Origin of the sequence: Pseudomonas saudimassiliensis (assembly GCF_000939975.1) — a bacterium.
GTDB lineage: Bacteria > Pseudomonadota > Gammaproteobacteria > Pseudomonadales > Pseudomonadaceae > Halopseudomonas > Halopseudomonas saudimassiliensis.
The window spans coordinates 726,021-737,745 of record NZ_LK391969.1; the positions used below are offsets into that span (position 1 = coordinate 726,021).

Here is an 11,725-nt window from a genome sequence, read left to right on the forward strand (position 1 = left end):
TACATATCAGCTGCGGGCACGTTCGGCGTCGCGCAGCATTTTCACCTGGTCGTGGTTACGCAGTACACCGTCATACTGACGCTGAACTACCTGGCGAATATCTTCCGGCAGCGCCTTTTCCAGCGCCTGACGGTAGCTCTTCTTGGCCACGTCTTCACCGCGCTCGCACTCGTTGAGGATGGCCTCGTCATCCTTGCCGGTGATCAGGGATTTCAGATCAACCCAGCGGCGGTGCAGATCACCGCTCATGCTGGTGCTGTCCTCAGGGTCACCGCCCAGACGGATCACGATGGCCTGCAGCTCCTGGGCAGCCTTGGCGCAGCCCGCGGCGCGCTCGGTGAACAGCTGCTTCAGTTCGGGACGCTTGATGTCCTCGGCGCAGACGCGGAAGCCTTCTTCGCCGTCCTTGCTGGTCTCGATCAGATCGTTCAGGGTAGAAATAATTTCTTTGGTATCAATGGCATTCATGAAACAACTCCTGCTATTACGCTGAGTGGTATACAACTGACCCCGCGCAGGCGGAGCGGGTTCCATCTGATTTCAATCCATGCCAACCGAGCAAATAGTCTGAACAGCCGCGCACCGAAACCGTCCAAATCCTTGGGTACCGCCCAACTGATGAGGATGATAAAAAATGAACGCCATTGAACTTTTGAAAGCCGACCATGAGGTCGTCAAGCAACTTCTGGAAGAGATCAGTTCCACCAGCGAGCGCGCCTTCAAGAAACGCGCAGAACTGTTGAAGAAGATCGAAATGGAGCTGAGTATCCACACCACCATTGAAGAGGAAGACTTCTATCCCGCCTTCAAGGAGGCCGGAGCCAAGGAAGAGCTGAAGATGTACCACGAGGCAAAGGAAGAACACCGTGCGGTCGAAGCCCTGGTATTGCCTGACCTGCTCAAAACCGACCCCGGCAGCGTGGAATTCTCCGGACGCATCAAGGTCCTCAAGGAGCTACTTGAGCATCATATCGAAGAGGAAGAAGAAGAGATGTTCGCCACCGCCACCGAATTGATGAGCGAAGAGCAACTGGAAACGTTGGGCAAGCAAATGGAGGAAAAGAAGAAAAGCCTGAAGAAGGCAGCCTGAATAACATGGAGTGCTATCAGGCGCGAAATGGTGGGTCGTGTAGGATTCGAACCTACGACCAATTGGTTAAAAGCCAACTGCTCTACCAACTGAGCTAACGACCCTTTCGATGCGCGATATCTTACTGATTTATCACTGAAACTCAAGAATTTTTTTGAATTTTTTTCCGGTGTGCCCGATCCCCCGCACACCGGTCTTTTTCGCCAGGCGGCAATATTACTGGAGGTTGTTCAGCTCGCGGCGAGCCAGTTGCGCGGCGGAGGCATCCGGGTGCTTGTCCAGTACCTCCTGGTAGAGCTGGGCAGCCTTGGTCGAATTGCCCAAGCGCCGCTCCACCTCGGCCAGTTTATACAGCGCATCGGATTCCTTGCGATGGCCAGCGTATTGGCTGATCACCTTGGCGAAAGCCTGCCCCGCCGACTCCAGACTACCCTGGACCAGGTAGACCTCACCCAACCAATACTGGGCATTGCCGGCGTAATCACTATTCGGGTAGCGACGCAGGAAGGCATTGAAGGCCATCTCGGCCTTTTCAAAGTCGCGCGCTTTGACCTGATCGAACGCGGCTTCATAGAGCAGCTTCTCACGGGCGGGGTCCGCCTCGGCGGATGCCTGCGGGGCCGCTCCGGTCGCCGGGGCGTTGCCAGCCGGTGTCACCGGCGGCAGGGTATTACCATTGGCAGGGGCGCTCGAGCCTGACGGCGCGGGCGATCCTGCGGAAATCGAGGAAAGTCGGCGATCAATGTCCTGATAACGATCAAGCTGATCCTTTTCCAACTTCTTCAGTCGATGCTCCTGCTCTTCGAGCAGGCCACGCAGCATGGAGACCTCCTGCTGCATCTGATACAGCTGCTGCATAAGCTGGCCCTCTACCGAGAGGCCAGCCGAGGACGATCGGGTATCAGGCAGTGACGGCGCCTGCGTCGGGTAGCCCGAAGCGTTTCCGCCCGAGCCTTCCATTACCGGAACTTGGGCCATTGCCGTGACCGGCAGCAGCAGACAACCCAGCACTAATCCCTGATACCCTTTCATGCGACCTCTTACTTACGCAGTTCTACGCGACGGTTCTGAGCCCAGGCTTCTTCGCCAGTGCCAGTAACAGCTGCTTTCTCTTCACCGTAGGAAACCAGTTCCAGCTGAGCGGGAGATACGCCCTGCAGAACCAGGTAACGCTGTACGGCGGCCGCACGGCGCTCACCCAGAGCCATGTTGTACTCGCGAGTACCACGCTCGTCAGTGTGGCCTTCCAGCACTACGCGGTTGCCCTGGGCCTTGAGATCCTTGGCGTGTACGTCCAGGGCGCGCATGGCTTCAGGCTTCAGCTCGGAGCTGTCGAACTCGAAGTAGAAAGTGGTGATGGCACGCAGAGCAGCTTCTTCGCTGCTGACGCTGCCGGCACCAGCCGAGGAAGAAGCGGAGCTGTCGTAGCCAGCGTTCGGATCGACTGCGCCAGTGCCGGCTGCATCGCCGCCCTTGGAAGAACAGCCAACCACAACGCCGAAAGCGACAACCAGAGCTGCAAACTTGCCGAACTTGATAACTTCCATCATAGACTCCTGATAAACCCCATTTGGTTTAGTGTTGGTATACCCTATGGCAGGTATGGGGACCATGATGGTACGCGCAGGTCTGTGAACTTCGTCGGAATCTCCGACCGTGCACGACCATTGGTCGAAACCAGCATAAGTACACCCCGTCCCTGTTGACGGGTAGCGTAAATTAACATAGTGCCGTTGGGTGCGACAGTAGGCGACTCATCCAATGACGTTTCTGTTAATACTTTCAGATTGCCTCTTTCCAGATCCTGGGTGGCAATATGAAAATTCCTGTAGCCGTCCTGCCGGTGAACCATGACCATGGTGCGGCCATCCACTGACACTTTGGCATTGGCATTATAGTTGCCCACGAACGTAAGGCGCTCAGTACTGCCATTATTCAGACTCTGTTTATAAATCTGCGGCCGCCCCCCACGATCGGAGGTAAACACCAGGGTGTTGTTATCGAGCCAGTCCGGCTCGGTATCAATACCGAAGTGATTGGTTACCCGGCGCATCTGTTTAGTCGCCAATTCCATGACGTAGATTTCCGGGTTGCCGTCACGTGACAGCACAAATGCGAGACGCTGGCCATCTGGCGACCAGGCTGGCGCGCCGTTAAGCCCTTCGAAATTGGTGATGCGCTCACGGCGTCCGGTCTGGACGTAGTGAATGAAGATTTCCGGCCGCCGCGATTCGAAAGACACGTAGGCGATACGCTGGCCATCCGGTGCGTAGGACGGGGTCAGGATCGGCTCGCGTGACTGTAGCAGAGTTACCGCGCGTGCGCCGTCGTAATCGGAGCGCTGCAGGGTGTACCGGGTGTTGTCCGCCGAGAAGCGTTCCGCTGCCACGTACAGCAGCTTGGTGCTGAACGCACCCTTGATGCCGGTAATGTGCTCGAAGACCTCATCGCTGATCTTGTGCGCCATATCCCGCAGCTGGTTCTGGCTGCCGCTTACCGTGCGCGACAGGATTACCTGCTCCCGAGCGACGTTATACAGGTGGTATTGCGCCTGGTAGCCCGAGCCAGTGCTGGTCACCTCTCCAGCCAGAACGTACTCCACCCCCAGCAGTCTCCAGTCGCGGGGGAATATCTCCTCGGCGCGGGTCGGCTGGCTGAGCATGTTTTCCCGGGCGAACGGGGTGAACATCCCCGAGTTGCGCAGGTCGTTGCCGGTAATCTGGGCGATGTCTTCAGCCAGGGGCGCACCGCCTTGCCAACCGAAAGGAACGACCGCGATAGGCGTAGCCTTGTCGCTGCCCCGGGTGATTTCGATGGCCTCTTGAGCCAGCGCCGTCTGTGCCAGCAACAGCATGGCAGCACAGGTGAGCCAGTACTTCATGGTTTTCATCAAAATGCCAAGTCCTCTGGTTTGAAGCGTAGGGTACGCTGCCTATACAAACGATCGAAGGTCGACGGACTTTCCCGGGACAACTGCTGCATTTCCGGGATCCGGCCCACGTTGCGCACAGCCTGTACCGCCGACTGGTCGAAGCCGGCGTCACCACTGGAGCGCAGTACCACCACATCGGTTATGTCGCCCGAGGGCAACATGCTGATCCGCACCTCGACCACCATGCCATTGCGCGCAGTCGGCGGGCGGCGCCACTGCTCACTGACATAGCGGCGTATCACATCATCGTAGCTGGCAGCTACCTCATCGCCAACCTGATCGGCCTGAGCCTGCTGGTATTGCGTATCGTCGGCCAGCAGCTCGGCCAGCGCCTTGGCCTTGGCCTCCTCCTGCTCACGCTTGAGCTTGGCCACCCGGTCTGCCTCGGCCTTCTTGGCCGCCGCTTCGGCATCAGCCTTGCGCTTGGCCTCTTCCGCTGCCTTGCGTTTGGCTTCTTCTGCTTTTTTGGCCTCGGCGGCTTTGGCGTCCGCGGCCTTCTTCGCGTCTTCCGCCGCCTTGCGTTTGGCGGCTTCCTCGGCGGCCTTCTGCTTCGCGGCTTCGGCTTCGGCCAGCTTCTTCGCGGCGTCCGCCTGGCGCTTGGCCTCCTCCGCCTTCTGTTGTTCGACCTGCGCGGCCTGCCGACGTTCCTCGGCCGCCTTATCCTGGGCCGCCTTGGCCTCGGTCGCCTTGGCCGCAGCAGCAGCTGCCTCGGCCTGACGCTGTTCGGCGGCAGCACGCTGGGCGGCTTCCTGCGCTTCCTGGCGCTTCTGCTGCTCGCGCTGCAGCTCTTCGGCTTCGTGGCGCTGGGCGGCGGTGCGCTGGGCTTCCCCGGCGATCTTCTGATCGGTCTGGGTCGTCGCCGGGCTCTTCGAGTTCAACTGCACCAGCGTCGCCCGCACGATCGGCTTGGCCGGCTCGAATTCCGGTGCCGAACTGAAGGACACGAACAGGAACACCAGCACCAACAGGTGCAGCGCCACCGCCTTGATAATCGATGCGGTGAAACGGTCCTGACCGGATGAGGGCATGGGGTCGCGGTTGTTCACGGTGCCTCGGTAATCAGGCCGACATTCGGCACGCCTGCCTGCTGCAGGGAAGCCATTGCAGTAACAACGACGCCGTAATTCACATCGCGGTCACCACGGATGTAAACCAGGGTGTCGGGGCGCGCCCGCATGACCTTGGTCACGCCGTCGGTCATTTCCTCCAGCGACACGGCGCTGTCGGTCTGATTCTCCGTATCCACGGTTTCACCCAGGTTCCAGTAATACGTGCCATCGGCCAGGACCGATAATGTCAGCACCTGCTGGTTGGAGTCGGACGGCAGGACCTCACTGGCCACCTGCGGCAGGTCGACCTTCACGCCCTGGTTGAGCATCGGCGCCGTCACCATGAAGATCACCAGCAGCACGAGCATCACGTCGATATAGGGCACGACGTTCATCTCGGCAACCGGTTTACGTTTCTGGCGTCTGCCTCTGTGTAGCATGCTCACTCCCCTTCGCTGGCATGCACGCGGCGATGCAGGATGCTGGAGAACTCATCGGCAAAGGTGTAGTAGTGATTGATCAGGTTTTCCGACTGGGCCGCAAAGCGGTTGTAGGCGATTACCGCCGGGATGGCGGCGAACAGGCCGATGGCCGTGGCGATCAACGCCTCGGCAATACCCGGGGCCACGGTGGCCAGGGTCGCCTGCTGCACGGTAGCCAGGCCGCGGAAGGAGTTCATGATGCCCCAGACGGTACCGAACAGGCCGATATATGGACTGGTGGAACCCACGGTCGCGAGGAACGGCAGGTGCTGTTCGAGGCGCTCTTCTTCACGGGAGATAGCCACCCGCATGGAACGCTGCACGGCGTCCATGACCGCTTCCGGATCCACGCCTGGCTGCTGGCGCATGCGCGAGAATTCCTTGAAGCCGGCACGGAAGATCTGCTCCAGCCCGGAGTCGGGATCAGGATTGCCGGTGACCTGGCGATACAGTTTGGACAGATCGATACCGGACCAGAACCGGTCCTCGAAATCATCCAGGGTTTTCTTGGCCGAGCGCAGCACCGTGCTACGTTGGAAGATCAGCACCCAGGAAGCGACAGACGCCGCCAGCAGGGTCAGCATCACCAACTGCACCAGCACACTGGCACTGCTTATGAGGTGCCACATCGACATTTGATCAGGTTGCACTATCCACTTCTCCTTCTTGGCTGCTTTGTCGCGTCCCGAAGGCGGCGCCCAGGGCAGCTGGAATCATTCTGGGCTTGTAGCGATCGGCGCTGACGCAGGCCACCAACACTTCCCCTTCACACAACAATTTTCCATCCGTTCGCCGAACCTGCTGAGCGAAGCGGACACTTGCACGCTTGAGTTCCAAGACATCAGCGCTGATAACAAGTTCATCGTCCAGGCACGCAGGTGCGTGGTAACGGGCGCTTACCGAATGGACGACAAAGATGATGTTTTCGCGTTGCAGCGCGCTTTGATCAAACCCCAGGGAACGAACCAGCTCGGTGCGGGCACGTTCCATGAACTTCAGATAGTTGACGTAGTAAACAATGCCGCCGGCATCGGTATCCTCAAAATAGACACGGGCTCTGAGCGCGAATGGCTGCCCTGAAATGTCAGATCGCATAATGTAGGGCCAAGCTAAGGGTTTGCATAGCGGCTTTGCCTCCAAATCGAAAATATTTTTATACGGGGGCGGCGGACCTTACTGGCTGAACAGATCCCGGTCCGGCTGCTGCTCCATCGCCGCCGGCAGATTCATGCCGAAATGCAGATAGGCGTGCCGGGTCACGACCCGGCCCCGCGGCGTGCGCATGATGAAGCCCTGCTGAATCAGGAAAGGCTCCAGCACGTCCTCGATGGTGTGCCGTTCCTCGCTGATCGCCGCGGCCAGGCTGTCGATACCCACCGGCCCGCCGTCGAACTTGTCGATCATCGCCAGCAGCAGGCGGCGGTCCATATGGTCGAAGCCCTGGGCGTCCACGTCCAGCAGGTCCAGTGCCTTGTCGGCAATCTCCCGGGTAATACTGCCCTGCCCACGTACCTCGGCGTAGTCGCGCACCCGGCGCAGCAGTCGATTGGCGATCCGCGGCGTGCCGCGGGAGCGGCGCGCGATCTCGAAGGCCCCATCGGGGTGGATCTTGAGTCCGAGGATGCCGGCGGAACGGGAAACGATGGTCGCCAGGTCCTCGGTACCATAGAACTCCAGACGCTGGACGATACCGAAGCGGTCACGCAGCGGGTTGGTCAGCATGCCGGCGCGGGTGGTGGCACCGACCAGGGTGAAGGGTGGCAGATCGAGCTTGATGGAACGCGCGGCCGGCCCTTCGCCAATCATGATGTCGAGCTGATAGTCTTCCATCGCCGGATAGAGAATTTCTTCGACTACCGGCGACAGGCGGTGAATCTCATCGACAAAGAGCACATCCCCCGCTTCCAAACTGGTCAGCATCGCCGCCAGGTCGCCAGCGCGTTCGAGCACCGGACCCGAGGTGCTCTTGATTTTCACCCCCATCTCCTGGGCGATGATATTGGCCAGGGTGGTCTTGCCCAGCCCCGGCGGGCCGAAGATCAGCACATGATCCAGGGCTTCGCTGCGACCTCGGGCGGCCGCCATGAACAGCTCCATTTGCTCGCGCACGGCAGGCTGGCCAATGTAATCAGCCAGGCGATACGGACGGATGGCCCGATCAATGATTTCTTCCTGCTGCCGGGGCGCGGCGGCGATCAAACGGTCTTCTTCCAGCATGGGGCTTCCGTGGTGCTTCGATTGATGGTTCGATCAACCGGTAAATTAAACCATGCCCTTGAGGGCGCGGCGAATCAACTCTTCACTGCTGAGCCCGTCCTCCTTGATATTGGCGACGGCGCGGCTGGCTTCCTGGGGCTTGTACCCCAGCGCGATCAAGGCACTGACCGCATCAGCGGTACCGGACACAGCAACCGGCGCGGTGCCGGTGACCAGGGGTACGGCAGCACCGGGAATATCTTCCCAGGCCTTGAATCTGTCCTTGAGCTCCACCAGCAGGCGCTCTGCAGTTTTCTTGCCGACGCCGGGTACGCGGGTCAGGGCACTGGTGTCCTGGGCCTGGACGGCGCCAATCAGCTCATCTACCTCCAACCCGGACATCAACGCCAGCGCCAGCTTCGGTCCAACGCCGTTGAGCTTGATCAGCTCACGGAACAATGCGCGGTCGCGCTTTTCCGCGAAGGCGTAGAGCAGCTGGGCATCCTCACGCACCACCAGATGGGTGTGCAGGGTGACCTTGTCGCCAATCGCCGGCAACCGATAGAAGGTACTCAGGGGGGCGTCCAGTTCATAGCCCACGCCATTCACATCCAGCAGGATGTGCGGCGGTTGTTTTTCCAGCAAAATGCCTGAAAGCCGGCCAATCATCGTGTTTCGTCCTCTTCAAAGATAGTACGGCACCGCGCGACAGCTCAGCGGCGCCGCATGCGCCCGCCGCGCAGGCCCATCACCCCACCGCCGCCGACCTGCTCCTTGAGCGCGCGGGAATGGGCATGGCACAGGGCGATGGCCAGCGCATCGGCCGCGTCAGCCTGGGGCGTGCCGGACAGTCCCAGCAACTGGGTAACCATGTGCTGCACCTGGGTCTTGTCCGCCGCACCCGTACCGACCACCGCCTGCTTTACCTGGCGGGCCGTATATTCATGCACCTCCAGCCCGGCATGCACAGCCGCCACTATTGCGGCACCCCGGGCCTGGCCGAGCTTGAGCGCGGAATCGGGGTTGCGCGCCATGAATACCTGCTCGATGCTCAGCACTTCCGGCTGGTAGTTACCGATCAGCTCGCCAAGGCCGTCGAAAATCTGTTTCAGGCGATCGGCAAAAGGGCCATCGCCAAGGCGGATGCAACCGGACGTGACGTATTCGCAGCCGTTGCGGCCTTCGCGGACGATGCCGAAACCGGTAATCCGCGAACCGGGGTCAATGCCGAGAATCAGGGCCATCTGCTGGGTCTCCCCGGTGGTGACATGAAAAAGGGAGGCAACGCCTCCCTTTCATCGAGTAGGTCGCCTTGCTCACTCCATCTGCGCCAGCACGTCGTCCGGGATCTCGGCATTGGAGTAGACGTTCTGCACGTCGTCCAGGTCCTCCAGCATGTCGATCAGCCGAATGACCTTCTGCGCGGTGTCCAGATCCAGCGGCGTGGTGGTAGCGGGGATCATACTGATTTCCGCTGCCTCGCTGGTGAAGCCGGCACTGTCCAGGGCATCCTTTACCGCACCGAACTCCTCGAATGCGGTGAATACGTCGAAGGAGCCGTCATCGTTGCTGACAACATCCTCGGCGCCCGCTTCCAGGGCTGCTTCCATCAGGGCATCCTCATCGACACCCGGCGCATAACTGATCTGGCCCCGACGGGTGAACAGGTAGGCCACCGAGCCGTCGGTACCCAGGTTACCACCGCACTTGCTGAACGCATGGCGCACTTCGCTGACAGTGCGGTTGCGGTTGTCGGTCATCACCTCGACCAGCACCGCCACGCCACCGGAGCCATAGCCCTCATAGGTCAGCTCTTCCATGTTGTCCGCGTCGTTGCTGCCGACACCGCGGGCGATGGCGCGATCAATGGTGTCGCGGGTCATGTTGGCGGTCAGCGCCTTGTCCACCGCGGCGCGTAGCCGGGGGTTGTCCGCCGGCACCGGGCCGCCGAGCTTGGCAGCGACCGTCAGCTCACGAATCAGCTTGGTGAAGATCTTGCCGCGCTTGGCATCCTGCGCTGCCTTGCGGTGCTTGATATTCGCCCATTTGGAATGACCAGCCATAACCAACTCCATGCAATTCGGTAACATCACCCGCCAGCGAACCAGCGGGCACACAATCGCGCCGAGGCGGCGCTCCTACTGTTATTCGACCTTCGGCTGCTCGCGCAGACGGATGCTCAGCTCGCGCAACGCCTTGGCGTCCACCAGGCCAGGCGCCTGGGTCATGACATCTGCCGCGCTCTGGGTTTTCGGGAAGGCAATCACTTCGCGGATCGACTGGGCGCCGGTCATCAGCATCACCAGACGATCCAGACCGAAGGCCAGGCCACCGTGCGGCGGCGCACCGTACTTCAGCGCGTCGAGCAGGAAGCCGAACTTCTCCTGCTGCTCCTCGGGGCTGATGCCGAGAATGGTGAATACCGCCTGCTGCATTTCCTTGCGGTGGATACGGATCGAGCCGCCACCCAGCTCGGTGCCGTTGAGCACCATGTCGTAGGCGCGGGAGAGGGCCCCGGCCGGGTTGGCCTGCAGCTCCTCCGGCGAGCACTTGGGTGCGGTGAACGGGTGGTGCAGCGCACTCAGGCTGCCATCGTCGTTCTCTTCGAACATCGGGAAATCAACGACCCACAACGGCGCCCATTCGCAGGTAAGCAGCTGCAGATCATGGCCCAGGCGAATGCGCAGCGCGCCCAGCGCCTCGGAAACCACCTTGGCCCGGTCGGCGCCAAAGAACACGATATCGCCATCGACAGCGCCGACGCGATCGAGGATGACATTGAGGTTGTCCTCGGGGATGAACTTGACGATCGGCGACTGCAGGCCTTCGACACCCTTGGCGCGCTCGTTGACCTTGATGTAGGCCAGGCCCTTGGCACCGTAGATGCCGACGAATTTGGTGTAGTCATCGATCTGCTTGCGCGGCATGGCGGCACCGCCTGGTACGCGCAGAGCGGCAACGCGGCCCTTCGGGTCGCTGGCCGGGCCACTGAAGACCTTGAAATCGACCTCGGTCAGCTGGTCGGCCACGTCCACCAGTTCCAGGGGGTTACGCAGGTCCGGCTTGTCCGACCCGTAGCGGCGCATGGCCTCTTCGAAAGTCATGTGCGGGAAGTCGCCCAGGTCCAGGTCCAGAACTTCCTTGAACAGCCCGCGGATCATGCCCTCGGTCAGGCCCATGATGTCCTGTTCATCGAGGAAGCTGGTCTCGATGTCGATCTGGGTGAATTCCGGCTGGCGATCGGCGCGCAGGTCTTCGTCACGGAAGCACTTGGCGATCTGGTAGTAACGATCGAAGCCGGCCACCATCAGCAGCTGCTTGAACAGCTGCGGCGATTGCGGCAGGGCAAAGAAGTGGCCGGGGTGGGTGCGGCTGGGCACCAGATAGTCCCGGGCGCCTTCCGGCGTGGCACGGGTCAGGATCGGCGTTTCCACGTCGAGGAAGCCGTTGTCGTCCAGGTAGCGGCGGATGCTGCTGGTGATGCGCGAGCGCAGCTTCAGCTTGGCGGCCATTTCCGGGCGGCGCAGGTCGATGAACCGATAGCGCAGGCGGGTCTCCTCACCCACATCGGAGTATTCATCCAGGGGAAATGGCGGGGTCTCGGCCTGGTTCAGCACTTCCAGCTCGTAACCCAACACCTCGATGGCGCCGGACGCCATGTTCGGGTTGACCGCGCCGGCCGGCCGCGGACGCACCTTGCCGCGCACCTTGACCACATACTCGCTGCGCACCCGGTCAGCCAGGGCGAAGGTGTCTTCGCGGTCCGGATCGAACACTACCTGAGCCAGTCCTTCGCGATCACGGATATCGAGAAAGATCACCCCACCATGGTCACGGCGGCGGTGAACCCAGCCGCAAAGTGTCACTTCCTGGTCCGCCAGCGTTTCGTTCAACTGGCCGCAATAGTGGGTACGCATCATGAGTGTGGAATCCTGTTGTCGACAGAGCGGCTGCGTCCTGGCCAAGCGCCTTGGCC

The 11,725-nt window shown here is 60.9% G+C and carries 14 protein-coding genes and 1 tRNA gene; 1 reads left to right on the plus strand and 14 read right to left on the minus strand.

Going from position 1 to position 11,725, the window contains the following annotated elements:
- Window positions 1-6: 6 nt before the first annotated feature.
- Window positions 7-468: a PA2169 family four-helix-bundle protein gene (locus tag VG99_RS03445; RefSeq protein WP_204216681.1), complete on the minus strand. Its 462-nt coding sequence runs from the start codon at window positions 466-468 to the stop codon at window positions 7-9.
- Window positions 469-634: 166 nt separating this feature from the next.
- Between VG99_RS03445 and VG99_RS03450 the strand changes: the two genes are divergently transcribed.
- Window positions 635-1,090, plus strand: coding sequence for a hemerythrin domain-containing protein (locus tag VG99_RS03450; RefSeq protein ID WP_044498330.1), 456 nt, complete (start codon window positions 635-637; stop codon window positions 1,088-1,090).
- Window positions 1,091-1,118: 28 nt separating this feature from the next.
- Here the strand turns inward: VG99_RS03450 and VG99_RS03455 are convergent.
- From VG99_RS03455 to aspS, 13 genes are all read right to left on the minus strand, one after another.
- Window positions 1,119-1,194: transfer RNA gene (locus VG99_RS03455), tRNA-Lys, on the minus strand.
- Window positions 1,195-1,306: 112 nt separating this feature from the next.
- Entirely contained in the window at window positions 1,307-2,122 is an 816-nt protein-coding gene (ybgF, locus tag VG99_RS03460; protein WP_044498331.1) for a tol-pal system protein YbgF, read from the minus strand.
- 8 nt (window positions 2,123-2,130) lie between these two features.
- The gene (gene pal, locus VG99_RS03465) at window positions 2,131-2,637 is read right to left on the minus strand and encodes a peptidoglycan-associated lipoprotein Pal (protein ID WP_044498332.1); all 507 of its coding nucleotides are present in this window, start codon (window positions 2,635-2,637) and stop codon (window positions 2,131-2,133) included.
- A 44-nt stretch (window positions 2,638-2,681) separates the two neighbouring features.
- Complete coding sequence (tolB, locus tag VG99_RS03470) at window positions 2,682-3,980, minus strand: Tol-Pal system beta propeller repeat protein TolB (RefSeq protein ID WP_044498333.1); 1,299 nt, start codon at window positions 3,978-3,980, stop codon at window positions 2,682-2,684.
- Window positions 3,980-5,050 (minus strand): cell envelope integrity protein TolA, encoded by a 1,071-nt coding sequence (tolA, locus tag VG99_RS03475; protein WP_044501414.1) that lies wholly within the window; start codon window positions 5,048-5,050, stop codon window positions 3,980-3,982. The genes tolB and tolA overlap by 1 nt, the downstream gene beginning before the upstream one ends.
- Before the next feature lie 14 nt (window positions 5,051-5,064).
- Window positions 5,065-5,511 (minus strand): protein TolR, encoded by a 447-nt coding sequence (gene tolR / locus VG99_RS03480; RefSeq protein ID WP_044498334.1) that lies wholly within the window; start codon window positions 5,509-5,511, stop codon window positions 5,065-5,067.
- A 2-nt stretch (window positions 5,512-5,513) separates the two neighbouring features.
- Window positions 5,514-6,188, minus strand: a complete 675-nt coding sequence (gene tolQ, locus VG99_RS03485; RefSeq protein WP_044498335.1) for a protein TolQ — start codon at window positions 6,186-6,188, stop codon at window positions 5,514-5,516.
- Window positions 6,189-6,192: 4 nt separating this feature from the next.
- Complete coding sequence (ybgC, locus tag VG99_RS15650) at window positions 6,193-6,648, minus strand: tol-pal system-associated acyl-CoA thioesterase (protein ID WP_076939720.1); 456 nt, start codon at window positions 6,646-6,648, stop codon at window positions 6,193-6,195.
- A 78-nt stretch (window positions 6,649-6,726) separates the two neighbouring features.
- Window positions 6,727-7,770 (minus strand): Holliday junction branch migration DNA helicase RuvB, encoded by a 1,044-nt coding sequence (ruvB, locus tag VG99_RS03495; RefSeq protein ID WP_044498337.1) that lies wholly within the window; start codon window positions 7,768-7,770, stop codon window positions 6,727-6,729.
- A 45-nt stretch (window positions 7,771-7,815) separates the two neighbouring features.
- The gene (gene ruvA, locus VG99_RS03500) at window positions 7,816-8,418 is read right to left on the minus strand and encodes a Holliday junction branch migration protein RuvA (protein WP_044498338.1); all 603 of its coding nucleotides are present in this window, start codon (window positions 8,416-8,418) and stop codon (window positions 7,816-7,818) included.
- A 44-nt stretch (window positions 8,419-8,462) separates the two neighbouring features.
- Window positions 8,463-8,993, minus strand: a complete 531-nt coding sequence (gene ruvC / locus VG99_RS03505; RefSeq protein WP_044498339.1) for a crossover junction endodeoxyribonuclease RuvC — start codon at window positions 8,991-8,993, stop codon at window positions 8,463-8,465.
- 72 nt (window positions 8,994-9,065) lie between these two features.
- Window positions 9,066-9,812 carry a YebC/PmpR family DNA-binding transcriptional regulator gene (locus tag VG99_RS03510; protein ID WP_044498340.1) on the minus strand — a complete coding sequence of 249 codons (747 nt, stop codon included), beginning with the start codon at window positions 9,810-9,812 and terminating at the stop codon, window positions 9,066-9,068.
- A gap of 81 nt (window positions 9,813-9,893) precedes the next feature.
- Window positions 9,894-11,669 (minus strand): aspartate--tRNA ligase, encoded by a 1,776-nt coding sequence (gene aspS, locus VG99_RS03515; protein ID WP_044498341.1) that lies wholly within the window; start codon window positions 11,667-11,669, stop codon window positions 9,894-9,896.
- Window positions 11,670-11,725 lie beyond the last annotated feature (56 nt).

Coding starts and splice junctions, on each gene's coding strand:
- ruvC (WP_044498339.1), bottom strand. CDS start 8,993: ATGGCCCTGATTCTCGGCATTGACCCCGGTTCGCGGATTACCGGTTTC.
- VG99_RS03450 (WP_044498330.1), top strand. CDS start 635: ATGAACGCCATTGAACTTTTGAAAGCCGACCATGAGGTCGTCAAGCAA.
- ruvB (WP_044498337.1), bottom strand. CDS start 7,770: ATGCTGGAAGAAGACCGTTTGATCGCCGCCGCGCCCCGGCAGCAGGAA.
- ybgF (WP_044498331.1), bottom strand. CDS start 2,122: ATGAAAGGGTATCAGGGATTAGTGCTGGGTTGTCTGCTGCTGCCGGTC.
- tolA (WP_044501414.1), bottom strand. CDS start 5,050: ATGCCCTCATCCGGTCAGGACCGTTTCACCGCATCGATTATCAAGGCG.
- VG99_RS03510 (WP_044498340.1), bottom strand. CDS start 9,812: ATGGCTGGTCATTCCAAATGGGCGAATATCAAGCACCGCAAGGCAGCG.
- tolR (WP_044498334.1), bottom strand. CDS start 5,511: ATGCTACACAGAGGCAGACGCCAGAAACGTAAACCGGTTGCCGAGATG.
- aspS (WP_044498341.1), bottom strand. CDS start 11,669: ATGATGCGTACCCACTATTGCGGCCAGTTGAACGAAACGCTGGCGGAC.
- tolB (WP_044498333.1), bottom strand. CDS start 3,980: ATGAAAACCATGAAGTACTGGCTCACCTGTGCTGCCATGCTGTTGCTG.
- tolQ (WP_044498335.1), bottom strand. CDS start 6,188: ATGTCGATGTGGCACCTCATAAGCAGTGCCAGTGTGCTGGTGCAGTTG.
- VG99_RS03445 (WP_204216681.1), bottom strand. CDS start 468: ATGAATGCCATTGATACCAAAGAAATTATTTCTACCCTGAACGATCTG.
- pal (WP_044498332.1), bottom strand. CDS start 2,637: ATGGAAGTTATCAAGTTCGGCAAGTTTGCAGCTCTGGTTGTCGCTTTC.
- ybgC (WP_076939720.1), bottom strand. CDS start 6,648: ATGCGATCTGACATTTCAGGGCAGCCATTCGCGCTCAGAGCCCGTGTC.
- ruvA (WP_044498338.1), bottom strand. CDS start 8,418: ATGATTGGCCGGCTTTCAGGCATTTTGCTGGAAAAACAACCGCCGCAC.